Genomic DNA, 22,947 nt, shown 5'->3' on the forward strand with positions numbered 1-22,947 from the left:
CCACATGCTATGGAAAAAAGGCCGACGCAGCGACAACGTGGTCGATGCCCGTGGCGATGATGTCGGCGGCGGTGGCGGCGGGATGCGTTTTGGTGGCGGCAAGGGTCTGAGCCTGACCGCGATCCTGCTGATCGTAGGCATCGGCTGGATCACCGGCCAGGACCCGATGCAGATTCTCGGACAACTGACCGGGCAGATGGGCGAACAATCGGCGCCGACCACGTCCCAGACGCGCAAGGCGCCACCGGCCAATGATGAAGGGGCTGAGTTCGTCCGCTCGGTTCTCGGCGATACCGAGGATACCTGGCGCCAGATTTTCCAGCAGGCGGACCGGCAATATAAGGATCCGACCCTGGTGTTGTTCAGCAACCGGGTCCATTCGGCCTGCGGACTGGCAACATCGGCGACCGGCCCCTTCTATTGCCCCGCAGACCAGAAGGTTTATCTGGACATGGCCTTCTTCCAGGAGATGTCCCAACGCTTTGCTGCCGCAGGCGATTTCGCCCAGGCCTACGTGATCGCTCACGAAGTCGGACACCATGTACAAACCTTGCTCGGTGTTTCGGCGAAAATTCAAGTCGCCCGCCAGCAAGGCCGGCAGATGGAAGGCGATAGCGGCTTGCTGGTGCGCCAGGAACTGCAAGCCGACTGCCTGGCCGGGGTCTGGGCCAACAATGCGCAGAAGCGTCTGAACTGGCTGGAGCCGGGCGATATTGAAGAAGCGTTGAACGCTGCGAACGCCATTGGCGACGATCGCTTGCAGCAACAAGGTCAGGGCCGTGTGGTGCCGGACTCGTTTACCCATGGTACGTCAGCGCAACGGGTGCGCTGGTTCAAAACCGGATTCGCCCAGGGCCAGGTTGGTCAGTGCGATACCTTTGCGGCGAAAAATCTGTAAATGAAGAAGTGGTGGTTAGTCGTACTGTTCACCTGCGCAACGTCCCAGGCGGCCGAGCACGGGGTCAAGGAAATCAGCCCCGGACGCCTGCTGTTGAAATCCGGTGAGATCGCGGTGGGCATCAGCGCGGCCCCAGCAAAAATCGAGCGCGTATTGATCATCGTCCATGGTCGCTTGCGCAATGCTCAAACCTATCTCCAAACCGGCAAACACGCGGCCGAACTCGCCGGGCAAAGTGCTACGACCCTGGTGATCGCCCCGCAATTTCTCAATGAAACCGACGTTGCGCAGCACACGGTGGCGGAAACCGTTTTGCGCTGGCAGGGCAATGAGTGGATGGATGGCGGTGAATCCACCGCACCCTTTCGTCTGAGTTCCTACGACGCGCTGGACGAAATCATCGCCCGCGTGGGCGATCGCCAGCAGTTTCCGGATGTGAAGCAAATCGTCATTGCCGGTCACTCGGGGGGCGCTCAAGTGGTTCAGCGCTACGCCTTGCTGGGCCACGATCAGGCGGCCTTGGAAGCCGCCGGCGTGCAGTTGCGCTATGTGATCGCCAACCCCTCTTCCTACACCTACTTCGATGAGCGTCGGCCAGTGGCCTTCAGTCATGCGGGTTGTCCGCAATTCAACCGCTGGAAGTACGGGCTGACAGATTTGCCTGCCTACGCAGAAGGACAAACTGCCGCGCTGCTGCAGGAAAAATACCTCAAGCGCGACATCGTTTATCTGCTGGGGCAGCAGGACGTCGATCCGAACCATTCGGCGCTGGATAAAACCTGTGAGGCAAAGGCCCAGGGTCCCTATCGATTGGCCCGGGGGCGCTACTACTTCAATTACCTGAAGCGGCTGCAACCGCAAGGGTTGAAGCAGCAACTGATTGAAGTGCCCGGGGTCGGGCATGACGGGAATGGGATGTTTACGTCGCCGCAGGGGCAGCAGGCGCTGTTTCAGTAACCGCTGCGATCTATTGCCCTTGAAATCACGCCGACAGCATCTGCCGCAACTCAACACAATCCGCCGCATGCCAATCGGTCAACTCCGGCCACGGATTATCCGGCAGGTTGACCAACACCGTCCGCGCTCCCGCCGCACGACCGCAATCCAGGTCAAAACGGTAATCACCGACCATCACCATCTCGCTGGCCGACACATTCCAGGCTTCGGCCAGTTTCAGCAATCCACCCGGGTGCGGCTTCGGTGGCGCCTCATCGCGACCCAGCACATCTTCTACCGCAAAGCAGTCGGCCAGGCCGATAGCCCCCAGCGTGACATGCGCAAGTTCCCGGGCATTGCGCGTGAGAATGCCCAGGCGATAACCGCGGCCGGCCAATTCACGCACCAGCTCCACAGCCCCCGGTGCCGGTTTCGAGCCTAGCGCCAGATCGCGCTCGTGCTCGAGCAACCAGGCGTGTTTGGCGCTGGCTTCATCGACCGGCAGTGTCGCCAGATGCGTCAGGATGTCGGCTTCAGCCGGGATCGCCAACGCTACGCGAATCGCCGCGAAATCATGCACAGCCACCGTCAGGGTGCCGTCCATGTCGAACACCCAGTGGCGTACGTCGGCCAGGCTCATGCCCAATCCTTGCGATGGCGAATCAGGCCTTCCTGGGTGACCGAGGCCACCAGTTGCCCGGCGCGGTTGAACACGCTGCCACGGGAGAACCCGCGGGAATTGCCGGCCCATGGGCTGTCCATCGCGTACAACAACCAGTCATCGGCGCGCAGGTCAGCGTGGAACCACAACGCGTGGTCGAGGCTGGCGACCTGCATGTCCTTGTGCCAGACCGATTTGCCGTGGGGCTGCATCGAGGTGGTCAGCAGACCGAAGTCCGAAGCGTAGGCCAGCAGATACTTGTGCAATGCTGGGGAGTCGGCCAAGGCGCCGTCGGCGCGAAACCAGACGTATTTGATCGGATCGCTGGCTTTCGGGTTGTAAGGATCTTCCTCGGTGACGGGTCGGAATTCGATCGGTTTCGGGCACAGCAGTTTTTCACGCATGTGCTCAGGGATCAGGTGAGCGCGTTGCTGGGTCAGCTCCAGTTCCGATGGCAGGTTTTCCGGTCCGACCACTTGCGGCATTTCGGTCTGGTGCTGGAAACCTTCTTCGTCGTACTGGAACGAGGCGCTGCAGGTGAAGATCGGCTGGCCTTTCTGGATCGCCGTCACCCGGCGTGTGCTGAAACTGCCGCCGTCGCGCACGCGGTCAACGGAATAAACCACTGGCAACTTGGCATCGCCCGGGCGCAAAAAATAGCCATGCATCGAATGCACATGGCGCGCCTCTTCAACGGTCTGACTGGCCGCCGACAGCGACTGGCCGAGCACCTGGCCGCCGAACAGCTGACGAAACCCCAGGTCCTGGCTGCGGCCACGGAACAGGTTTTCTTCGATCGGTTCCAGGCTCAGCAGGTCGACCAGATCATCCAACACTTGGCTCATTCAGACTCTCCTCACACATCGCAATGCCGCGCAGTCCTGGCTGCGTCGGTCGATTCAGTTTCTGGCCCGTGCCAACTTAGGAGCCATTGTAAACGTCCGTGCCCGGTTATCCATGCAAGGTTTGCAGCCATTGTTCACGGCTGATTCGATACAGCACGTGGTGACGCAGGGGATGATCGAGGGCAAGCCTGGGATGCTCGAAGTCATCGGCAGGATCGTGATGCATGCCGATCGCCTGCATGACTTTCTGCGACGGCAGGTTGCTGACGGCGGTAAAGGACACGACTTCATTCCGCACCAAGCGATCAAACCCGCAACGCAGAGCAGTCCATGCCGCTTCGCTGGCATAACCCAGGCCCCAGTGCTCGCGCGCCAGGCGCCAGCCGATTTCAATGGCCGGAGTGAAAGGCGCGTCGAAACCGACCACGCCGAGACCGGTAAAACCGATGAACTGGCCGGTGTCTTTGCGCTCCAGCGCCCAGAGGCCGAAGCCATGCTCGGCAAAGTGCTCGCGAACCCTGCCAATCAACGATGCACTTTCCGATCGGCTCAAGGGTGCGGGAAAATAGCGCATGACCTGTGGATCGGCGCACATCGCGGCAAATTCCGGCAAGTCCTCATCACGCCACTGCCGCAACAGCAATCGCGCGCTCGCCAGTTCCAGTATCGGCTCCATCGTCCCCCTCCCCCAATTCCATGCCGCCAGTCTACAACGCTGGTAGGATCCTTCACTCATTGCGCAAAGAAATCATCATGCCGCTGCCGCTGATCTACCACGAAGACTACAGTCCCGAGTTCCCGGCGGATCACCGCTTCCCCATGGACAAGTTTCGCCTGCTGCGCGATCACCTGGTGGACAGCGGCCTGACTCGCGACGCCGACCTGCTGCGTCCCCAGTTGTGCCCACCGCAGATTCTCGCCCTCGCCCATGACCCTTCGTATATCGAGCGCTACATGAGTGGCGATTTATCCCGTGAGGACCAGCGACGCCTCGGCCTGCCCTGGAGCGAAGCCCTGGCCCGGCGTACGGTGCGCGCGGTAGGCGGCTCGCTGCTGGCGGCGGAGCAGGCGCTGGAGCATGGTCTGGCCTGCCACCTGGCTGGCGGCACACACCATGCGCATTACGATTACCCCGCCGGGTTCTGCATCTTCAATGACCTGGCGGTGATCAGCCGTTTCCTGCTGGAGAGTGGTCGGGTGAATCGGGTGCTGATCTTCGACTGCGATGTGCATCAGGGCGACGGGACTGCACGAATTCTGCACAACACTGCGGATGCGGTGACCGTTTCCCTGCACTGCGAGAAGAACTTTCCTGCACGCAAAGCCGAAAGTGACTGGGACATCCCACTACCCAACGGCATGGGCGATGCCGACTACCTGAAAGTGGTGGACGATGCGCTCAACTACCTCTTGCCCCTCTATCAGCCGGACCTGGTGCTGTATGACGCCGGTGTCGATGTGCATAAGGACGACGCGCTCGGTTACCTGAAGCTTACAGACCAAGGCGTCGCCGCTCGCGATGAAGCCGTCATGCGCCATTGCCTGGGCCGCGATATCCCGGTGGTCGGAGTAATTGGTGGCGGCTACAGCAAGGACCGAAAGGCCCTCGCCCGCCGCCATGGCATCCTCCATCACAGCGCCCAGCGGGTCTGGCAGTCATCAGGCTGTCACTGAGTTGTGGATGCTTTACCCACAATGCCTGTGGAACCGCCTGTGGATAACCTGCGGGAAAGGGACTGCAGGCCATATGGTACGCAGGCTACAGAGCGGTGGCTGTTTTTTGATCAACTCTTGATTACACCGCTCCAACAGGGATTTGGGCTGATAGAATGCCCGGCTTCATTCCGCAAACCGCAGCCCACGCCATGACCCAGCACTCAACCTCCTCCCCTTCCAATGTCGCCATCATCGGCGGCGGCCCCGCCGGTCTTATGGCGGCTGAAGTGTTGAGTCAGGCCGGGATCAAGGTCGACCTGTACGACGGCATGCCTTCAGTGGGGCGAAAATTCCTCCTGGCTGGCGTCGGCGGCATGAACATCACCCACTCCGAAGCCTACCCGGCGTTCCTCTCGCGCTATGCCGAACGCGCACCACAGATTGCGCCGTTGCTACGCAGCTTTGGCGCCGATTCGTTGTGCCAGTGGATTCATGAGCTGGGCATCGACACCTTTGTCGGCAGTTCCGGCCGGGTATTTCCCACAGACATGAAAGCCGCGCCGCTTTTGCGCGCTTGGCTCAAGCGCCTGCGCGACAGTGGCGTAGTTATCCACACCCGCCACCGCTGGCTCGGCTGGAATGCCGATGGCAGCCTGAAGATGTCGAGCCCCGAAGGTGAGAAAACCTTAACGCCTGACGCAACCTTGCTCGCCCTTGGCGGAGGCAGTTGGGCACGCCTGGGTTCAGACGGCGCGTGGATGCTGCCACTGGAGCAAAAGGCTGTAGGACTCGCGCCGTTGCAACCGAGTAATTGCGGCTTCGAGGTGCAGGCCTGGAGTGATTTGATGGTCAGCAAATTCGCCGGCGCGCCGCTGAAAAACATCGCCATCGGCCTCAACGACGACGTGCCGCGGCTTGGTGAATGCGTGATCACTGCGACCGGGATTGAAGGGAGCTTGATCTACGCCTTGTCGGCACCGATCCGTGAAGCAATCAACCAGCACGGCTCGGCGACCATTCATCTGGACCTTCTGCCAGGCCGACCTGTGGATAAAGTCCAGGCTGCATTGAGCAAGCCACGCGGCTCACGCTCGATGGCTAAACATCTGCACAGTCAGTTGGGCATCGATGGGGTAAAAGCGGCGTTGTTGCGAGAGCTGACTTCTGCCGAAACCTTTACCGACCTGGCATTGCTGACCAAAGCGATCAAGGTGTTGCCAATTACACTGGTGAAAACCCGACCGCTGGACGAAGCCATCAGCAGTGCTGGTGGTGTGCTGTTCGACGCGATGGATGAGCGATTGATGCTCAAGCAAATGCCCGGCGTGTTTTGCGCGGGCGAGATGCTGGATTGGGAAGCGCCAACGGGCGGCTATCTGCTGACTGCATGTTTCGCCAGTGGGCGAGCGGCTGGGTTGGGGATGGTGGAGTGGTTGCAGCGCAAGGGCTGAAAACCGAGGCGCCCCCTTCGCGAGCAGGCTCGCTCCCACAGGGGATTTGTGAACGACACAGATCCAATGTGGGAGCGAGCCTGCTCGCGATAGCGGTCTAGCTGGCGCTGCAGCTATTAAGGCTTACGTTTACGCGGCCCAGTGTTGAACACCGGCACCTTGCGCACAGGCTTGATTGAAGGCTCCGCTGGCGCAGCTTCCCCGCTATCCACCCACTTGCCGAGATTGCGTTTACCGCCACCACCCGACGCTTTGGGCTTCTTCGGTTTCTTCGGCTTCTTGATCACCTGGCCACTGGCATCGGTGTCCGGCACGCGATGCTCTGGCTCGAAGTCCGGCTCGTTCTGACGCTTGAGCGTCTGACGGGTCAACATCTCGATGGCCGACAGCAGATTCACTTCATCGGCGCACACCAGGGAAATCGCCTCGCCGGTCGCCCCGGCGCGCCCGGTACGACCGATGCGGTGGATGTAATCCTCGGCCACGATCGGCAAATCGAAATTGACCACCAATGGCAGGTCTTCGATATCCAGGCCTCGGGCCGCGACGTCAGTGGCGACCAGGATCTGCACTTCACTGAGCTTGAAGCGGTCCAGCGCGCGCTGACGGGTCGCCTGGGGCTTGTCGCCGTGGATACCATCGGCGTTGATGCCCAGGCCCTGGAGTTTTTCCACCAGCGCGTCCACGCCGTTGCGGGTCTTGGCGAACACCAGCACCTGCTTCCACTTGCCCTTGCGCATCAAGTGCACGAACAGCTCCGGCTTGCGCTTCTTGTCCACCGTCACGATCCATTGCTTGACCGTATTGGCGGCGACGTTGCGCGGGCTGACTTCGATACTCAGCGGGTCATTGAGCATTTGCCCGGCCAGCAGGCGGATGTCGTCGGAGAAGGTGGCGGAGAACAGCAGCGTCTGGCGCTTCTTTGGCAGCGCCTTGTAGATATTCGCCAGCTCCTCGGAGAAACCCAGGTCGAGCATGCGATCGGCCTCGTCCAGCACCAGGGTTTGCAGCTGATTGAACTTCAGTGCGTTCTGGCGGAACAGGTCGAGCAAACGGCCCGGGGTCGCCACCAACAGATCGACGCCGCTGCGCAGCTTCATCATTTGCGGGTTGATGCTGACGCCGCCGTACACTGCGTAAGTACGCAGCGGCAGGTTCTCGGCATATTGGCGCACCGCTTCGTGAACCTGCTCGGCCAGCTCTCGGGTCGGCACCAGAATCAGCGCACGCACCGAGTTGGCGGTAACTTTCGGCCCTTCCATGGCCAGCAGTTGCAGCAGCGGCAGGGCGAAACCGGCGGTCTTGCCGGTGCCGGTCTGGGCGGCGGCCATCAGGTCGCGACCGGCCAGAACCGCCGGAATGGCTTGTGCCTGAACCGGCGTCGGAGTCTGGTAGCCGAGCGTCTCAAGGGAGCGCAGCAAGGGTTCGATCAGGCCAAGGGTGGCGAAAGTCATGGGAGTACCGTAGGAAAATTCAGCGCGATTGTGCGAAACAAGAGTGCAATGGCGCGCAGTTTACCCTAATTCACACGGGATTCTGTCGGCACTGCCTTCACCACTGGCCGCTGCGGTGTGCGGCGCCATTGCGGCAAGCCAATCAGTACCACGGCACTGATGATCACCAACATGGCCAGCGCTTCCTCGATGCCAATGGTCTCACCGACAAACACGATCCCCAGCAACACGGCCACCGCCGGGTTGACGTAGGCATAACTGGTGGCCGCCGCCGGACGCACATGCTTGAGCAGATACATGTAGGCGTTGAAGGCAATGATCGAACCGAACACGGTCAAGTACGCCAGCGCCGCCCAGCCCTCGATGGGTGGGACCTTCTCCAGGTGTTCACCGCTCACCGCGCTACCGATCAGCAACACCACGCCGCCGACCAACATTTCTACGGCACTGGCCATTGCGCCTTGAGGCAACGGCAAGTGTTTGCTCCACACCGAGCCGAATGCCCAGGTTGCCGCGGCAAAGATCAGCAACGCCGCACCCAGCGGACTCGATTGCAGGTTGGAGCCGAGGTTGAGCATGGCAATGCCAATTATGCCGAGCCCAATCCCGGCCCATTCGAGACGGGTATTCCGCGCGCCCCAGAAGTATCCACAGAGCAAGGTAAACAGCGGCACCGTCGCCACTGCCAGCGCGGCGACACCGGAGGCCACGCCCGTGTGTTCAGCCACGCTGACCGCACCGTTACCGCAGGCCAACAGCAAGACGCCGATGATCCCGGCGGCTTTCCATTGCACCCAGGTCGGGGCCGGCGCCCCGCGCCAGCGCAGGAAGGCATACATCAGGGTCCCGGCGATCACGAAGCGAATCCCCGCAAGCAGCAACGGCGGCCAGTACTCCACACCGATGCGAATCACCAGGTAGGTCGAACCCCAAATCACGTACAGCGCGAAAAAGGCAGCGATTAACGGTAAGGGAAAGCGACGTAGACCAGACATGTTGGGCAGCTCACAGGCAAGACAAGTGAACGGCTATTCTAGAAAGGCTGACGCCGGAAAATAAGTTACAAAACCTGTTTAAAGCGCAGGTACACTTTTCAAAACACGGAGTTCAGCGCTATAAACCATGTTTTCGAAAGTTCGCCATTTTCAGGAGTTGCCTCGATGGATAAGTACGACCGCATGCTGCTCAGCGCCCTGCTGGAAAACGGTCGCGCGACCTACGCCGACCTGGCGCGCAAGGTCAACCTTTCCGCCCCGGCCGTGGCCGAACGCGTGGCCAAACTCGAATCCAGCGGCGTGATTACCGGTTACCAGGCGAAAGTCGACATGGCCAAGCTTGGCTTGCCGATCCAGTGTGTCATCGAACTGCGCTTGAACCAGCACGGCAACCAGAAAACCTACGACGACCTGATCAAAATCCCGCAACTGACCGAATGTCACCGCGTGACCGGTGACCCGTGCGTGATCATGCAAGCGGCGGTGGGTTCGATGCCGGAGCTGGAAGATTTGATCAACCGGATTGCCACGTTTGGCTTCAGCAAGACGTCGATTGTGTTGTCGAGTGCGATAGAGAAGCGGGTGCCGTTGGGGCAACTCGAAGGGAATGGCAAATAGATCTTCTGCTCGATCGATGATCGTTCCCACGCTCTGCGTGGGAATGCAGCCCGGGACGCTCCGCGTCCCTTTACAGAGCTGGAACGCGGAGCGTCCCTTGAGGCATTCCCACGCAGAGCGTGGGAACGATCATAGATAACGCTTCAAATGCTCATTGACCTTAGCCGCCGGCACTTTCTGCAACTTGCACAACAGATCATGGGACAACTCGCGCAACCCGTGCTTCTGCCGTAACTCTTCGGCCAGGTGCGCCGTCAGGTTAGCCGCCATCTCCGCATCCGCCATGGCCCGGTGAGCCTTGCCGGTGTGGGGCAGGTTGGCGAAGGTAGTGAGGGTGCCGAGCTTGTGGTTCGGTGCCGCGGGCATCAAGCGCCGGGCCAGCAGCAGCGAACAGGCAAAGTTCTGCAGGCGCGTGCGTTTGATCCGCCCCAGTTCGAAGTCCCAGAACTTCTGGTCGAACGCGGCGTTGTGGGCCAGCAATGGCGTGGTGCCGACGAACTCGTTGACCTCGTTCATCACCTGCTCGGCCGAAGGCGCGGTGCGCAGCATGGCGTTGCTGATTCCGGTCAGTTGTTCGATGAAGCCCGGGACGCGCACGCCGGCGTTCATCAGGCTCTGGTAACGCTCGACGATGCGCCCTTGTTCAAGGATCACCACGGCAATTTCCGTGGCCCGGCAGCTGCTGCTCGGCGAGATCCCGGTGGTTTCAAAGTCGATGACTGCTATGCGTTCCAAACCTGTTTCAACTCCGTAAAAATCAATTCTTGAGCAGCAACGCGCCTTCGATCGGCACGTAGCGGCTGGCGGCGCGGATCAGCGAGTTAGCCGTCAGGCCGGGTACCCCGTAGGCCACCGCTTGCACGCCGTGCTTGCTGATGATGCGTTCCAGCAGCATGTCGAAATCACCGTCGCCAGAGGCCAGCACCACTTCATCGACATGGTCGGCCGCGTCCATGATGTCGAGGGTGATGCCCACGTCCCAGTCGCCCTTGGCCGAGCCGTCGCTGCGCTGGATATAGGGCTTGAGCTTCACGGTGAAACCGAGATTGCGCAGGATCTGCTGGAACTGCTGCTGTTTGCTGTCGCCACGATCGATCGCGTAGGCGTAGGCCTCGACAATCTCGCCTTGCTTGCTGATATCAGCCCACAACGCGGCATAGTTGAAGTGGCAACCATAAGCCTGGCGCACGGTGTAGTAGAGGTTCTGGACATCGGCGAACACTGCGATTTTTTTCACCGGACACCTCGATAAAGCGCAGGCAGGATCAGGCACCAGGCCCGAAAAGTCGCCCAGTATGCCAGCCAATAGGAGTGTTTCGCGAATAATCGGCCCGAAGCGCCGCAGCGCCCCGGACGAATGGCGTATCAGATGAAGGAGTCGTCGTCGCCGCCAAAGAACGATGAGCTGTCATCGCTGTAGTCGGCGTCGGCAAAACCGCCCTGATCGTTGGCATTGGCATCATTGCCGGCCACGCGCTGGTCATCGCCCAAGCCATTGTTGCTCTGGTCGTTGACCTGGGCCGGTTCTTCCTTGATGACTTCGACGATTTCCTGCGCCGGCTGATTGTGCTGGAACAGACTGCTGATGCCTTGTGCCAACATCACGCCACCCGCCACACCGGCCGCGGTTTTCAGCGCACCACCGAGAAATCCGCTGCCCGCCGCCGGGGCCTGTTGCTGGGGTGCATAGCCCTGCTGTGGAGAAGCACCGAAGTTCTGCTGCGGCGGCTGCGCGTTGAACGACGGACGCGCCGGCTCACGCCAGCCGCCACCGCTCGACACTGGCGCACTTTGCGCGGGCGCAGGCTGCGGATCACGACTGCCACCACCAAAGATGCTCGACAAAAAGCCACCGCTGCTCGGCGCCGCAGTTGCCGTTTGCGCCTTGGCCTGCTGCAGTTCGGCCTGCAATTGCTGGATTTGCGCAGTCAGTTGCTTGTTCTGCCCGTCGAGGCTCTTGAGCGCCGCCTCTTGCACCAGAATCGCCTGGGTCATGAAATAACCTGCCGCCGGTTGGCGTGTCAGGTGTTCCTTGATCCGCGCCTCGGCCTGGGCGTCGCGCGGGGCTGAGTCCGTCTCGGCCTGTTGCAGCCGGGAAAACAGTCCATCGATCAGGGTTTGTTCTTCGCTGTTCATGGCGACCTCGTAGATTGCCGGGAATATCGTTGCCTTTATCCACAAAGGATAAGGTGCTCGACCTTAATGGAGGCTGAAACAAGTTGTTTCAATGACCTTTACCGAACGTTTACGTTTGCGTCCTCCCGCGCATCATCGGTTAAAGTGGGCCACTGCTTTCAACCTGCGATACCAACTGATGAATCCGTTAGATGTACTGCGTGACTCCTTGTATTTCTTCAAACGCAATCTGCGCCAGATCGTGCAGCTGTGCTTGCCACTGGTGATCATCGAGGCCCTGTTGCAACAAGTGGTCGACCATTCCACCAAGCCGGACAGCTTCCCCGGTATCAGTGTGATCGTCGGCTTGCTGGTCTATCCGCTGTACACCGCCGCCCTGATCCTGTTCCTCGATGCCCGCAGCCGTGGCGAATCGCCAAGTAACCGCGAGCTGCTGTCGCGGTCCGCCTATCTGTGGCCGCGTTTCGCCTTGCTGACCGCCCTGAACACCCTGCTGATCCTGCTGGGCTTGTCGCTGTACTTCCTGCCGGGCATCTGGCTGATGGTGACCCTGGCCTTCGGCGAATACCTCCTGGTGCTGCGAGGCCTGGCGCCGTTGCAGGCCATGAAAGAAAGCCTGCGCCTGACCCGTGGCCACTTCATGCGCATCCTGGTGTGCATCCTGTGTGTGATGGGGCCGTTGTGGTTGCTCAAGGGCGCAACGTTGGCGGCGTACCCGGAGCCGCAGAACCCGGCGATCTCGCTGCTGATCGACAGTGCCCACAGCTTCTTGCAGCTATTCACCAGCGTGGTGCTGTTCCGCCTGTTCATGCTGATCAGCGAAGTGCCGGAAAAAATCGATGGACCACGTTGACCGTGGGCGACCGCCCGTCAGTCGGGTATGCTCGGGGTCAATTTCCGTAACGCGATAAGCCGAGCCATGACCCGACTGCTGCGCTACACCTTGCTGGGATTGTTGATCGTCATCGGCTTGACCTGTGTGATGACCTACAGCCTGACCTGGCGCCCCGAGGCCAGGGAAACAGCGCCGGTCGGGTGCAGTACTCAAGCCCCAAGCCTGGCACCCGGCCAGGCACTGAAGGTCATGACCTGGAACGTTCAGTACCTGGCGGGCAAGCGCTACGTGTTCTGGAACGACCTGGCCGCAGGCGCCGACGATTCCCCCACGCCGGAAGACATGGCCTTCAGCCTCGACGAAGTGGCGCGGGTCATCCGCGACGAGCAACCGGACGTCGTGCTGCTGCAGGAACTCGATGACGGCGCCAAGGCCAGCGACTACCAGAACCAGCTCAAACTGCTACAGGAGCGGCTCGCCGACCTGTATCCGTGCAGTGCCCATGCCTTCGACTGGAAGGCTGACTTCGTGCCGGATCCGCACATTTTCGGCAGCGTCGGCCGGCAACTGGCGACCCTGAGCCGCTATCAGATCGAGCACGCCGAGCGTGTGCAATTGCCGATCGCATCGGCCAACCCGATCAGTCGCCAGTTCCAACCGAAAAACGCCTTGCTGGTGACATACCTGCCATTGAGCGACGGTGCCCAGCTCGCTGTCCTCAACACCCATCTGGACCGAGTGACCCAACCTGACGAGACGTTGCAAGCCCAGGTCGCGGCAGTGGCCAAGGCCCTCGACAAGTTCGAAAGCCGCGGCACGCCCTGGCTGATCGGGGGCGACTTCAACCTGCTGCCGCTGGGGCAATACCAGCGCCTGCCCAGCGAACAGCGCACCCCCTACTCCGCCGACAGCGCCCTGCATGTGTTGTGGGACAAGTACCCGATGATCCCCACCAACAACGAATCCAGCGGCATCGATCGCGCGCGCTGGCTGACCCATTACCCGAACGATACCGGATTGAACGGCCCGGACCGGACCGTCGACTATCTGTTCTACAGCCCGCGGATCAAACGGGTCGAGGCGACGGTCCGACAGGACGATACCCTGCGCATCTCTGATCACCTGCCGGTGATTGCGCGGTTTCTGCTGCCCGCCGCGCCGTAGATCGCGGCGTCATTGCTTGCGCGGCTTGATTCGTGCCGTGGCTTCGGCCACCAGCGGGTCGTCCGGCCAGTAATGTTTCGGGTAGCGTCCCTTCAGGTCTTTTTTCACCTCGGCGTAGGTGCTGCGCCAGAAATTCGCCAGGTCCTGGGTCACCTGCACGGGCCGCCGCGCCGGGGACAGCAAATGCAGCTTGACCACTTGCCGGCCACCGGCGATACGTGGGGTTTCAGCCAGGCCGAACAGCTCCTGCAAGCGCACTGCCAGAATCGGCGGCTGTTCGCTGTAATCCAGACGAATCGATGAACCCGATGGCACGCTCAAGTGATGGGGCGCCAACTCGTCCAAGCGTTGTGGCAGAGGCCATGGCAACAGGTTGTGAACGATGCTCGAGAGGTCGAGATTGGCGAAATGACTGAGCCGCGAGACTTTGCCCAGATACGGCATCAGCCAGTGCTCAAGGTTGTTCAGCAGCGCAGCATCGCTGACATCCGGCCAATCGCTTTCGCCCTTGCTGCCCAGGTCCAGCTGGCGCAACAACGCCACCCGTGCCTGCCACTGGCGCAACTCCGGGGTCCACGGCAACAGCTCCAGGCCTTTGCGCCGCACCAGATTCACCAATGCCTGGCTGCGGGCGCTTTCATCGAGGCCGGTCAGCGGCTCGCGGCTGAGGATCAGCTCGCCAACCTTGCGTTGGCGCTCGGCCCGCAGCACACCTTCGCGCTCATCCCAATCCAGTTGATCGACGCATCGCACCTGTTCGGCCAGTACCGAGTCGAACAACGCCGGATCGAAATCCGCCGCCAGATAAATCCGCTCTTCACGCTGGCCCTGACGGCTGCCGAGATCGGCGATCACCAGCCACGGCTGTTTCATCAGGCTGTCGGCTTCGGCAAACAGCGCGGCGCGACCGTTGGCCAAGCGATACTCGGCGCCACCGGCACGGCGCTGCTGGGCGACGCGGTCGGGATAGGCCAAGGCCAGCAGCGCACCGAGCCAGCGTGGATGGTCGGGATCGCTGACCGGCTCCGACGCCTTGCCGCGCAAATAGCCGCGATATTGCCGCGCCAGTTGCCGGGCTCGTTGTACTCCGCCCTGGGCACCGCGAGCGCCGCGTGCTTCGCCGGACAACAGCGCCAGTCGGCTGTGCAAATCGGCGCCAGCGCCACGCAGGATATCGCGCTCGCCGAGCAATGCCGCGACATCACAAGCCATGTCGGCCAAGCCGAGCGCCTGTCCTCGTAACAACAAGTGCGCAATACGTGGATGCGCCGGCAGTTCGGCCATGGCCTGACCGTGACGGGTCAGCGTTTCTCCCTCCAGCGCGCCAAGACGAACCAATAAGTCCTGAGCCTGTGCATAAGCGGCTGCGGGAGGTACATCAAGCCAAACCAACTGGCCCGGTGTCACGCCCCAACGACCCAGCTGCAGCGCCAACCCGGCGAGATCCGCCGAAAGAATTTCCGCACTGCCATACGCCGCCAATTGTTCGTGCTGATCCTGCGACCACAGGCGATAGCACACACCCGGTTCCAGTCGCCCCGCCCGGCCCGCACGCTGGGTAGCGCTGGCCTTGGAAATACGCTGGGTGTCAAGGCGGGTCATGCCGCTGCCGGGATCGAAACGCGGCACCCGCGCCAACCCGGCATCGATCACCACGCGTACGCCGTTGATGGTCAGGCTGGTCTCGGCGATGTTGGTGGCCAGCACCACTTTGCGTTTGCCCGGCGGCGCCGGATCAATCGCCGCACGTTGCGCGGCGAGGTCCAGTTCACCGTGCAACGGGCAGAGCAAGACCTGAGGGTTATCGCCCAGCGCATCGGCCAGTTGTTGATGCACGCGACGGATCTCGGCCTGCCCCGGCAGGAACACCAGCACGCTGCCGGTTTCCTCGTTCAAGGCTTCGAGGATGGTCTGCACCAGCCGTGGCTCGATGAATTCGCCTACCTGGAATGGCCGGCCCCAGCGCATCGCCACCGGGTACATGCGCCCTTCGCTGCGCAATATCGGCGCGTCGTCCAGCAACCCGGCCAGCCGTTCGCCTTCCAGGGTGGCCGACATCAGGAGGATTTTCAGCGGCTGATCATCACGGAACAGTTCCCGGCCATTGAGACTCAAGGCTAGCGCCAGATCGGCGTCGAGGCTGCGTTCGTGGAACTCGTCGAAGATCAACAAGCCCACGCCTTCAAGCGCCGGATCGTCCTGCAAACGCCGGGTGAGAATGCCTTCGGTGACCACTTCGATACGGGTGTTGGGGCCGACCTTGCTGTCGAGCCGAATGCGATAACCCACGGTTTCGCCGACCTTCTCGCCCAGCTCACTGGCCAGGCGCTCCGCTGCCGCGCGCGCGGCCAAGCGGCGCGGTTCGAGCATCAGGATGGTCTGCCCGGCCAGCCACGGCTCGTTAAGCAAGGCCAAGGGCACACGGGTGGTCTTACCGGCGCCGGGCGGTGCTTCGAGCACGGCTTCGTGGCGTGTCGCCAAGGCTTCACGCAGGACGGGTAAAACTTCATCAATCGGCAAAGAAATCATGCTGGCTCCCAAACAGAGCCGCGAGTATAACGGCGAACTGCCCGGCGTTCGTTGCGGTCCTAATTCATATCGACGACGCTTCGTTTTGAAATTACCCAGGAGATTTCATATGCGTGTTCCCTTTCGCCTGATCGGCGGTGTTTTGGTCGCGACCCTGTTGACTCAGGTCACCGCGTGCGGTTCGATTTTCTACCCCGATCGCCGTGGCCAGATCGACGGCAAGATCGACCCGGCCATCGCCGTGCTCGACGCCGTGGGCCTGCTGTTCTACATCATCCCCGGCCTGATCGCGTTCGCCGTGGACTTCGCCACGGGTGCGATCTACTTCGAACCGGGCAAAACCGCCCAGGTCGATCCGGAAAAACTCAAGGAAGCCATCGGCGAGGACGGCAAGGTCGATAACCTCAAGTTGCAAACTATTCTGCAGCGTGAATTGGGCCGCAGCTTGCCGCTGGACGATCCACGCCTGATCCAGCACAAGGGCAGCGCCCAGCAACTGGCTATGTTCGGCTTGCAACCCGCCGCGTAATCGGGCACGACAAGGAAAATTCGCACCCATGATCTCAAGCGTCGAACACGCCCGCCTGCTGCGGCTGGCGACCCGTGCCTCGGTGGCGGTGGCCTGCACGCTGATCATCGCCAAAGCCATCGCCTGGTGGCTGAGCGGTTCGGTGAGCATGCTCGCCGGGTTGACCGACTCGGCACTCGACGGCGTGACTTCGCTGCTCAACCTGCTGGCGGTGCACTACGCCTTGCGCCCGGCCGACGACGATCATCGCTACGGGCATGGCAAGGCCGAGTCACTGGCCGGCATGGCCCAGGCGCTGTTTATCAGCGGCAGTGCGGTGTTGATTGGCCTACAGGCACTGGACCGGCTCAAGCATCCGGAACCGGTGGGCGCACCGTGGATCAGCATCGGGGTGATCGTGTTCTCGCTGGGCCTGACCCTGGCGCTGCTGATGTTGCAGCATCGAGTGGTCAAGGCCACCGGCTCCAACGCCGTGCGCGCCGACGCCCTGCATTACCGTTCGGACATGCTGCTCAATGGCAGCATCCTGGTGGCGCTGGTGCTCGCCGGGTTTGGCTGGCATCAGGTCGACGCCTGGTTCGGCCTGGGGATTGCCGCCTACATCTTTTGGAGCGCGGTTACGATCGCCCGGGAAAGTTTTGCGGTATTGATGGATGAGGAACTGCCGCCGGATGTCAGCCAGCACATGCTGGAACTGGCCTGCAGTGTGCCGGGGGTGTTGGGCGCCCATGATTTGCGGACGCGGATTTCCGGCAACCAGTGGTTTGTGCAGTTGCACCTGGAATTGCCGGGGGAGCTGACCCTGTCAGTCGCCCACGGCATCAGCGATCAGGCCGCCGACGCGATTCATGCCGCCTACCCGCGGGCCGAAGTGCTGGTTCACGCCGATCCTGTAAAAGCAGCTTCAAGCTCCAAGTTTTAAGCTACAAGATGAAGGCTTACCGCTGACTTCGCTGGCAAGTCGGATCGCCGCACCGCACGCTCCTACCGGCACAAAGAAAAAGGGGAGACCCGTCGGCCTCCCCTTGAGAACTTCGTCCGTGCTCGACGCTTTTGACGTCGGCTCACCTCACGCCGTCTTTTGGACAGTGTGCAGCTCGGGGGCCAGCACATCCCCTGTGGGGGTGGCGACCGCGGCGGGCCTGATTCGGCGGGCCGCATTGGACTGTTTGTCCGAGCAGTGATTCTGGTGATAAGAATAGGCTCGGAGCGTCGGCAGAGGATTGCGAAGATTGCTCAAATAAACATCACTTGCGCAATTTTTAACCCCGGATAGATAATCTGTCGCAATAGTTATGACAAGGGACCGCTTGATGAGCAAACTTGACCGATATGACCTGAGCATTTTGGCTGAATTGCAGCGCGACGCGCGCATCTCCAATCAGGAGCTGGCCGAACGCATCGGCCTGTCGCCCTCACCCTGCTCACGACGGGTCAAGCAACTGGAAGACGATGGCTACATTTCCCGCCAGGTCGCCCTGCTCGACCGCAAAATGCTCGGCCTGAGCCTGACGGCGTACGTACTGATCGGTATGGACCGGCACACGCCGGAGCGATTCGAAAACTTCGAAGCCGCCATCCGTACCTTGCCACAGGTACTGGAATGCAGCCTGGTGACCGGGATGGATGCCGATTATCAACTCAAGGTCGTGGTGCCGGACATGGACCATTATCAGAAATTGCTGCTGGGGCATCTGACGCGGATTGAGGGGGTGACCAGTGTGCGATCGAGTTTTGTGCTCAATCAGGTTTTGAACAGCACTGAACTGCCGTTGACTCATCTGCGTAGTTAAGGACGCCATCGCGGGCAAGCCTTGCTCCTACAGGTTTAGCGTCGCTCGCAGGATTTCGGCTCGACACAGAACCTGTAGGAGCAAGGCTTGCCCGCGATAGGGCCGGCACAGGCGACGAATAGCTGCGACACACCGCCGCAGGCCCATGCTGCACGCAGCCAGCGAGGCGTATACTCCCCGCGCCCTTTTAGCCTCGCCCGCGCCGGAGATGTTCAATGGATCCTGCAGTTTTCGAAGAGTGGATGATGACCGGCCTGGTCAGCATCCTGATCATTTTCATGGGTTTCATCGTCTGGGATCTGGCGAAGAAGTCCAAGGCCGGGCGGTTTGGCTCGTTCATTCTGTTTTTCGTGCTGGGGCTTGGCGTGGCGGCGTTCGTCATCAAGAGCGTGGTGATCGGCATGATCGAATCCGGCACTTTATAAGCGCGCCGGCACCTCTTTCCACTGGCCCTGCTCGAGCCCCTCGATCGTCCAGTCACCGATCCTGACCCGCACCAGACGCAACGTCGGCAGCCCGACCGCCGCCGTCATGCGGCGCACCTGCCGATTGCGGCCTTCGCGAATCACCAGCTCCAACCAACTGGTCGGCACGCTTTTACGAAAGCGTACCGGCGGGTTGCGTGGCCACAACTGCGGTTCATCCAGTTGCCGCGCTTGAGCGGGCAATGTCATGCCATCGTTCAATTCGACACCGTCACGCAAACGCTGCAACTGCTCGGCGCTCGGTTCGCCTTCGACCTGTACCCAGTAGGTCTTGGCCAGCTTATGTTTCGGGTCGGCAATACGCGCCTGAAGCTGGCCGTCGTTGGTCAGCAGCAGCAACCCTTCGCTGTCGCGGTCCAGCCGTCCTGCGGGGTAGATCCCAGGAACATCGATGTAGTCCTTGAGGGTCGCGCGCCCTTCTGCGTCGCTGAATTGCGTCAGCACATCGAAGGGTTTGTTGAACAGGATCAGCTTGGGCGCGGCCGGTGGTGCCTTGGCGACACGGCGCGGGGCTGCAGGGGATGGCTTTGCGCCAGGGCGGCGGGAAACAGGACGTTGCGGACGGGACATGGCGAAGAAACATCTAACGGTCAGGACTGCTAATGCTAGTAGCCCGACCGTTAAATGACCATCGCCAAATCAGCGGAACGGCGGCTCGTCGAAGCTGCGCAGTTTGCGCGAGTGCAACGAGTTGAGCTCGGTGCGCAGCAGATCCACGGCTTCGATTCCGATTTTCAAGTGCTGGCTGACCGCGCGCTCATAAAAGGCGTTGGCCGAACCGGGCAATTTGATCTCGCTGTGCAGGGGTTTGTCCGACACGCAGAGCAGCGTGCCGTAAGGCACCCGCAAGCGATAACCCTGGGCCGCGATCGTGCCGCTTTCCATGTCCACCGCCACGGCGCGGGACAGGTTGATCAGCGGCCGCTCCTGGGCCCAGCGCAGCTCCCAGTTACGGTCGTCATAAGTCAGTACGGTGCCGGTGCGCAGGCGCTTCTTCAGCTCGTCGCCCTTCTCGCCGGTGATCTTGGCCGCCGCTTGCTGCAAGGCCATCTGCACTTCAGCCAAGGCCGGAATCGGAATGTTCGGCGGCACGACCCGGTCGAGAATGCCGTCACGGCGCATATAGGCGTGGGCCAGCACGTAGTCGCCAATGGTCTGCGACTGGCGCAGGCCACCACAGTGGCCGATCATCAGCCAGCAATGCGGACGCAGCACCGCCAGGTGGTCAGTGATGTTCTTGGCGTTGGACGGCCCGACGCCGATATTGACCAGGGTCACGCCGTGACCATCAGTGGCGATCAGGTGGTAGGCCGGCATCTGGTAGCGGTGCCAGACCACACCCGCGGCAATCGCCGAGGCTTCGCCGTGATCCATGCTCTTTTCGATGATCACATTTCCCGGCAGCACCATGCGCACGAAGCGCGGGTCTTTGCGCAATTGTTCCAGGCCATGGACGATGAACTGGTCGACGTAACGGTGATAGTTGGTCAGCAGAATCCATGGCTGCACATGCCGCCAGTCGCTGCCGGTGTAATGCACCAGTCGGCGCAGGGAAAAATCAACCCGGGCGGCATCGAACAGCGCCAAGGGCAGCGGATCGGTGTTTTCCCAATCGTACAGGCCGTCGGCGATGCCATCGGTAGCGGCGGACAGGTCGGTACTCGGGAACACCCGCGCCAGCACGGCGGCGGTGACACCGGAACCGGCCAACTCATCGCCCTGCTCGACCACGTATGGATAAGGAATGTTCTGCTGGCTGACACCGACCTCTACGGTCACGGTGAAATCGTGCATCAACGGCACGAGTTGCTCCAGCAGGTATTTACGGAAGGCGGCGGGATGGGTGACGGTGACGCTGTAGGTGCCTGGCAACTGGACCTTGGCGTAGGCGCGCGTGGTCTGCGGGACTTCGCCCTGGCAGTGGTAGGTCAGACGCAGTTCGGGATAACGAAACATCGCCCGTTGTTCGGCGTCCGGCTCGACACGATCCTTGAGATATTGCTTGAGCGCCTGGCTCAGCGCGGTGGTTGCACGATTGTGCAAGAGCGCAAGCCGGTCTACAGCTTGCTCGGCGGTTTGAACGACAATAAAAGCTTCGGTCACGATCAGCATCCTGTGTTCTGACTTGCAGAGCTTCATCTTGCCTGTATCGACGCTTCACGGGAACAGTGGTGACACAAATGCAGGATGCACCGCAGCTCTACTGTGGGAGCGAGCCTGCTCGCGAAGGCGATGGCACATCCAATATCGATGTGGCTGACAGACCGCTTTCGCGAGCAGGCTCGCTCCCACAGGGGACGGTGTCGTTCAGAAACCTTGCGGGGTGGACCGGGCGACAATAGCCTCCACATCCAGCCCACGCGGCAGCGCGCCATACACACGACCGCCACCATTCAGGCGACTGGCGATAAACCCGTCACTCACCGCCGCATTCCCCGCCTCCAGCAACAGCTTGGCCTGTAACCCAAGGGCGATGTCTTCGGTCAGTTGCCGGGCGCGGTACTGAATGTCGCTGGTGTCCTTGAAAGCGCTCTGCAGCTGGCTGATGTGCGCGGCCAGGCGTTTGTCGCCATGACCATCGCCCAACTCGCTGAACAGCGCATCGAGCACGCCCGGTTCCTTGGACAGGGCGCGCAGCACATCGAGGCATTGCACGTTGCCAGAGCCTTCCCACGTAGAATTCACCGGCGCCTCACGGTACAACCGCGGCAAGATACTGTCTTCGACGTATCCCGCCCCGCCCATGCATTCGGCGGCTTCGTTGATCATGGCCGGTGCGCGTTTGCAGATCCAGTACTTGCCCACCGCCGTCACCAGCCGGGCGAACTTGGCTTCCTGTGCGTCGTCCAGATGATCGAGCGCCCGGCCCATGCGCAGGCTCAAGGCCAGGGCGGCTTCGCTTTCCAGCGCCAGGTCCGCCAGCACGTTCTGCATCAGGGGCTGTTCGCTGAGCAACTTGCCGCCAACCCTGCGGTGGGCGCAGTGATGACTGGCCTGGGTCAGTGCCTGGCGCATCAACGAACTTGAGCCGACCATGCAATCGAAACGGGTCATGGCGACCATCTCGATGATCGTCGGCACGCCGCGCCCCTCCTCACCGACCATCCACGCCAAGGCACCGCGAAACTCCACTTCGCTGGAGGCGTTGGAGCAGTTGCCGAGCTTGTTCTTCAGGCGCTGGATGTAGAACTGATTGCGCGTGTCGTCCGGACGATGCCGCGGCAGCAGGAAACAGGTCAGGCCCTTGTCCGTCTGCGCCAGCGTCAGGAAGGCATCGCACATAGGCGCCGAACAGAACCACTTGTGCCCCACCAGTTCGTACGCCTGGCCCGGACCGCTGGCTCCCACCGGATAAGCTTTGGTGGTGTTGGCGCGGACATCGGTGCCGCCCTGCTTCTCGGTCATGGCCATGCCGATGGTGACGCCGGCCTTGTGGGCCATGCCGACATTGCGCGGGTCGTACTCGGTGGACAGAATCTTCGGCAGCCATTGGTCCGCCAGGTCCGGTTGCATGCGCAATGCCGGGACGCTGGCGAAGGTCATGGTCAACGGGCAACCGCTGCCGGCTTCGGCCTGGCTATGCAGGTAGGTCATGGCGGCGCGGGCGACATGCGCACCGGACTGCGGGTGCGCCCAGGGCAACGAGGTCAGGCCGTGCTCGATCGCCGTGCGCATCAGTTCGTGATAGGCCGGGTGAAATTCCACCAGGTCGATGCGATGACCATAGCGGTCATGACTGCTGAAAATCGGCTTGTTTTGATTGGCCAGGAATCCCGCCGCCATCAGCGGTCCGCCGGCGAGAGCGCCGTATGCATCGATCCGCGATTCGGCCCAAGCGCCCCCGAAACGCCGCGCCCACTCCTGCAGGGGCAAGTCGATGCGATACAGGTTGGCGCCGTCCAGCGAGGGTGGCTGGTTGGTGACTTCGTGGGTTTCGGCGAACTGATGCAGGTTCATGACGG

General features: G+C 61.5%; 23 protein-coding genes. 11 read left to right on the forward strand and 12 right to left on the reverse strand.

From position 1 onward, the window contains the following. The first annotated feature begins 4 nt into the window (after window positions 1–4). Window positions 5–898, forward strand: coding sequence for a KPN_02809 family neutral zinc metallopeptidase (gene ypfJ, locus ACA058_RS27095; protein ID WP_497636685.1), 894 nt, complete (start codon window positions 5–7; stop codon window positions 896–898). Continuing rightward, window positions 899–1,855, forward strand: a complete 957-nt coding sequence (locus tag ACA058_RS27100) for an alpha/beta hydrolase (RefSeq protein WP_497636686.1) — start codon at window positions 899–901, stop codon at window positions 1,853–1,855. 25 nt (window positions 1,856–1,880) lie between these two features. Here the strand turns inward: ACA058_RS27100 and ACA058_RS27105 are convergent, their stop codons facing one another. The 3 genes from ACA058_RS27105 to ACA058_RS27115 form a co-directional block, all read right to left on the reverse strand. Next, the gene (locus tag ACA058_RS27105) at window positions 1,881–2,474 is read right to left on the reverse strand and encodes an HAD family hydrolase (RefSeq protein WP_497636687.1); all 594 of its coding nucleotides are present in this window, start codon (window positions 2,472–2,474) and stop codon (window positions 1,881–1,883) included. Further along, complete coding sequence (gene tesB / locus ACA058_RS27110; protein WP_497636688.1) at window positions 2,471–3,340, reverse strand: acyl-CoA thioesterase II; 870 nt, start codon at window positions 3,338–3,340, stop codon at window positions 2,471–2,473. Before tesB ends, ACA058_RS27105 begins: the two co-directional genes overlap by 4 nt. Window positions 3,341–3,446: 106 nt before the next feature. Continuing rightward, complete coding sequence (locus ACA058_RS27115) at window positions 3,447–4,016, reverse strand: GNAT family N-acetyltransferase (protein ID WP_497636689.1); 570 nt, start codon at window positions 4,014–4,016, stop codon at window positions 3,447–3,449. A 77-nt stretch (window positions 4,017–4,093) separates the two neighbouring features. Here ACA058_RS27115 and ACA058_RS27120 point away from each other — a divergent pair, with 77 nt between their 5' ends. Next, window positions 4,094–5,014, forward strand: coding sequence for a histone deacetylase family protein (locus ACA058_RS27120; protein WP_497636690.1), 921 nt, complete (start codon window positions 4,094–4,096; stop codon window positions 5,012–5,014). Between the two features lie 191 nt (window positions 5,015–5,205). Continuing rightward, a complete protein-coding gene (locus ACA058_RS27125) occupies window positions 5,206–6,447 on the forward strand; it encodes a TIGR03862 family flavoprotein (protein WP_497640013.1) in 1,242 nt (413 codons plus the stop codon). 116 nt (window positions 6,448–6,563) lie between these two features. On the opposite strand, the gene rhlE1 is transcribed toward ACA058_RS27125, so the two are convergent. Beyond that, on the reverse strand, window positions 6,564–7,901 hold the full coding sequence (gene rhlE1, locus ACA058_RS27130; protein ID WP_497636691.1) for an RNA helicase RhlE1: 1,338 nt from the start codon (window positions 7,899–7,901) through the stop codon (window positions 6,564–6,566). A gap of 65 nt (window positions 7,902–7,966) precedes the next feature. Next, on the reverse strand, window positions 7,967–8,896 hold the full coding sequence (gene yedA / locus ACA058_RS27135) for a drug/metabolite exporter YedA (RefSeq protein ID WP_497636692.1): 930 nt from the start codon (window positions 8,894–8,896) through the stop codon (window positions 7,967–7,969). A 165-nt stretch (window positions 8,897–9,061) separates the two neighbouring features. Here yedA and ACA058_RS27140 point away from each other — a divergent pair, with 165 nt between their 5' ends. Beyond that, the gene (locus ACA058_RS27140) at window positions 9,062–9,514 is read left to right on the forward strand and encodes an Lrp/AsnC family transcriptional regulator (protein ID WP_497636693.1); all 453 of its coding nucleotides are present in this window, start codon (window positions 9,062–9,064) and stop codon (window positions 9,512–9,514) included. A gap of 129 nt (window positions 9,515–9,643) precedes the next feature. Here the strand turns inward: ACA058_RS27140 and ACA058_RS27145 are convergent, their stop codons facing one another. The 3 genes from ACA058_RS27145 to ACA058_RS27155 all read right to left on the reverse strand — a co-directional run bounded on the left by ACA058_RS27145 (window position 9,644) and on the right by ACA058_RS27155 (window position 11,650). Then, complete coding sequence (locus ACA058_RS27145) at window positions 9,644–10,249, reverse strand: 3'-5' exonuclease (RefSeq protein ID WP_497636694.1); 606 nt, start codon at window positions 10,247–10,249, stop codon at window positions 9,644–9,646. A gap of 22 nt (window positions 10,250–10,271) precedes the next feature. Next, window positions 10,272–10,751 (reverse strand): LabA-like NYN domain-containing protein, encoded by a 480-nt coding sequence (locus ACA058_RS27150; RefSeq protein WP_007946629.1) that lies wholly within the window; start codon window positions 10,749–10,751, stop codon window positions 10,272–10,274. 128 nt (window positions 10,752–10,879) lie between these two features. Next, window positions 10,880–11,650: a DUF2076 domain-containing protein gene (locus ACA058_RS27155; RefSeq protein ID WP_497636695.1), complete on the reverse strand. Its 771-nt coding sequence runs from the start codon at window positions 11,648–11,650 to the stop codon at window positions 10,880–10,882. A 178-nt stretch (window positions 11,651–11,828) separates the two neighbouring features. On the opposite strand from ACA058_RS27155, the gene ACA058_RS27160 reads away from it, so the two are divergent. Together ACA058_RS27160 and ACA058_RS27165 are read left to right on the forward strand one after the other, a co-directional pair. Then, entirely contained in the window at window positions 11,829–12,503 is a 675-nt protein-coding gene (locus ACA058_RS27160) for a YciC family protein (RefSeq protein ID WP_497636696.1), read from the forward strand. Window positions 12,504–12,569: 66 nt separating this feature from the next. Further along, entirely contained in the window at window positions 12,570–13,649 is a 1,080-nt protein-coding gene (locus ACA058_RS27165) for an endonuclease/exonuclease/phosphatase family protein (RefSeq protein WP_497636697.1), read from the forward strand. A gap of 9 nt (window positions 13,650–13,658) precedes the next feature. On the opposite strand, the gene hrpB is transcribed toward ACA058_RS27165, so the two are convergent. Next, window positions 13,659–16,178 carry an ATP-dependent helicase HrpB gene (gene hrpB / locus ACA058_RS27170; protein WP_497636698.1) on the reverse strand — a complete coding sequence of 840 codons (2,520 nt, stop codon included), beginning with the start codon at window positions 16,176–16,178 and terminating at the stop codon, window positions 13,659–13,661. A gap of 109 nt (window positions 16,179–16,287) precedes the next feature. Between hrpB and pmcY the strand changes: the two genes are divergently transcribed. The 4 genes from pmcY (at window position 16,288) to ACA058_RS27190 (ending at window position 18,925) form a co-directional block, all read left to right on the forward strand. Then, entirely contained in the window at window positions 16,288–16,707 is a 420-nt protein-coding gene (pmcY, locus tag ACA058_RS27175; protein ID WP_497636699.1) for a periplasmic Zn2+ metallochaperone PmcY, read from the forward strand. Window positions 16,708–16,735: 28 nt separating this feature from the next. Further along, window positions 16,736–17,629: a cation diffusion facilitator family transporter gene (locus ACA058_RS27180; RefSeq protein WP_497636700.1), complete on the forward strand. Its 894-nt coding sequence runs from the start codon at window positions 16,736–16,738 to the stop codon at window positions 17,627–17,629. A gap of 391 nt (window positions 17,630–18,020) precedes the next feature. Further along, entirely contained in the window at window positions 18,021–18,500 is a 480-nt protein-coding gene (locus ACA058_RS27185; RefSeq protein ID WP_007937367.1) for an Lrp/AsnC family transcriptional regulator, read from the forward strand. 215 nt (window positions 18,501–18,715) lie between these two features. Then, window positions 18,716–18,925, forward strand: a complete 210-nt coding sequence (locus ACA058_RS27190) for a DUF2788 domain-containing protein (protein ID WP_056855782.1) — start codon at window positions 18,716–18,718, stop codon at window positions 18,923–18,925. On the opposite strand, the gene ACA058_RS27195 is transcribed toward ACA058_RS27190, so the two are convergent. From ACA058_RS27195 to ACA058_RS27205, 3 genes are all read right to left on the reverse strand, one after another. Next, window positions 18,920–19,555: a pseudouridine synthase gene (locus ACA058_RS27195; protein WP_497636701.1), complete on the reverse strand. Its 636-nt coding sequence runs from the start codon at window positions 19,553–19,555 to the stop codon at window positions 18,920–18,922. The two genes, ACA058_RS27190 and ACA058_RS27195, sit on opposite strands and share 6 nt — an antisense overlap. Before the next feature lie 69 nt (window positions 19,556–19,624). Next, window positions 19,625–21,124 (reverse strand): AMP nucleosidase, encoded by a 1,500-nt coding sequence (gene amn / locus ACA058_RS27200; RefSeq protein WP_497636702.1) that lies wholly within the window; start codon window positions 21,122–21,124, stop codon window positions 19,625–19,627. 168 nt (window positions 21,125–21,292) lie between these two features. Next, entirely contained in the window at window positions 21,293–22,942 is a 1,650-nt protein-coding gene (locus tag ACA058_RS27205; RefSeq protein ID WP_497636703.1) for an acyl-CoA dehydrogenase family protein, read from the reverse strand. Window positions 22,943–22,947 lie beyond the last annotated feature (5 nt).

The sequence above is a fragment of the Pseudomonas sp. LBUM1649 genome (assembly GCF_059716155.1).

Excerpts from the sequence above, each read along its gene's own strand:
- ACA058_RS27140 (WP_497636693.1), top strand. The coding sequence starts at position 9,062 with ATGGATAAGTACGACCGCATGCTGCTCAGCGCCCTGCTGGAAAACGGT.
- ACA058_RS27190 (WP_056855782.1), top strand. The coding sequence starts at position 18,716 with ATGGATCCTGCAGTTTTCGAAGAGTGGATGATGACCGGCCTGGTCAGC.
- ACA058_RS27160 (WP_497636696.1), top strand. The coding sequence starts at position 11,829 with ATGAATCCGTTAGATGTACTGCGTGACTCCTTGTATTTCTTCAAACGC.
- rhlE1 (WP_497636691.1), bottom strand. The coding sequence starts at position 7,901 with ATGACTTTCGCCACCCTTGGCCTGATCGAACCCTTGCTGCGCTCCCTT.
- ACA058_RS27165 (WP_497636697.1), top strand. The coding sequence starts at position 12,570 with ATGACCCGACTGCTGCGCTACACCTTGCTGGGATTGTTGATCGTCATC.
- amn (WP_497636702.1), bottom strand. The coding sequence starts at position 21,124 with ATGAAGCTCTGCAAGTCAGAACACAGGATGCTGATCGTGACCGAAGCT.
- ACA058_RS27100 (WP_497636686.1), top strand. The coding sequence starts at position 899 with ATGAAGAAGTGGTGGTTAGTCGTACTGTTCACCTGCGCAACGTCCCAG.
- ACA058_RS27115 (WP_497636689.1), bottom strand. The coding sequence starts at position 4,016 with ATGGAGCCGATACTGGAACTGGCGAGCGCGCGATTGCTGTTGCGGCAG.
- ACA058_RS27125 (WP_497640013.1), top strand. The coding sequence starts at position 5,206 with ATGACCCAGCACTCAACCTCCTCCCCTTCCAATGTCGCCATCATCGGC.
- tesB (WP_497636688.1), bottom strand. The coding sequence starts at position 3,340 with ATGAGCCAAGTGTTGGATGATCTGGTCGACCTGCTGAGCCTGGAACCG.
- ACA058_RS27105 (WP_497636687.1), bottom strand. The coding sequence starts at position 2,474 with ATGAGCCTGGCCGACGTACGCCACTGGGTGTTCGACATGGACGGCACC.
- ACA058_RS27185 (WP_007937367.1), top strand. The coding sequence starts at position 18,021 with ATGAGCAAACTTGACCGATATGACCTGAGCATTTTGGCTGAATTGCAG.
- ACA058_RS27120 (WP_497636690.1), top strand. The coding sequence starts at position 4,094 with ATGCCGCTGCCGCTGATCTACCACGAAGACTACAGTCCCGAGTTCCCG.
- pmcY (WP_497636699.1), top strand. The coding sequence starts at position 16,288 with ATGCGTGTTCCCTTTCGCCTGATCGGCGGTGTTTTGGTCGCGACCCTG.
- ACA058_RS27180 (WP_497636700.1), top strand. The coding sequence starts at position 16,736 with ATGATCTCAAGCGTCGAACACGCCCGCCTGCTGCGGCTGGCGACCCGT.
- yedA (WP_497636692.1), bottom strand. The coding sequence starts at position 8,896 with ATGTCTGGTCTACGTCGCTTTCCCTTACCGTTAATCGCTGCCTTTTTC.
- ACA058_RS27155 (WP_497636695.1), bottom strand. The coding sequence starts at position 11,650 with ATGAACAGCGAAGAACAAACCCTGATCGATGGACTGTTTTCCCGGCTG.
- ACA058_RS27205 (WP_497636703.1), bottom strand. The coding sequence starts at position 22,942 with ATGAACCTGCATCAGTTCGCCGAAACCCACGAAGTCACCAACCAGCCA.
- hrpB (WP_497636698.1), bottom strand. The coding sequence starts at position 16,178 with ATGATTTCTTTGCCGATTGATGAAGTTTTACCCGTCCTGCGTGAAGCC.
- ypfJ (WP_497636685.1), top strand. The coding sequence starts at position 5 with ATGCTATGGAAAAAAGGCCGACGCAGCGACAACGTGGTCGATGCCCGT.
- ACA058_RS27195 (WP_497636701.1), bottom strand. The coding sequence starts at position 19,555 with ATGTCCCGTCCGCAACGTCCTGTTTCCCGCCGCCCTGGCGCAAAGCCA.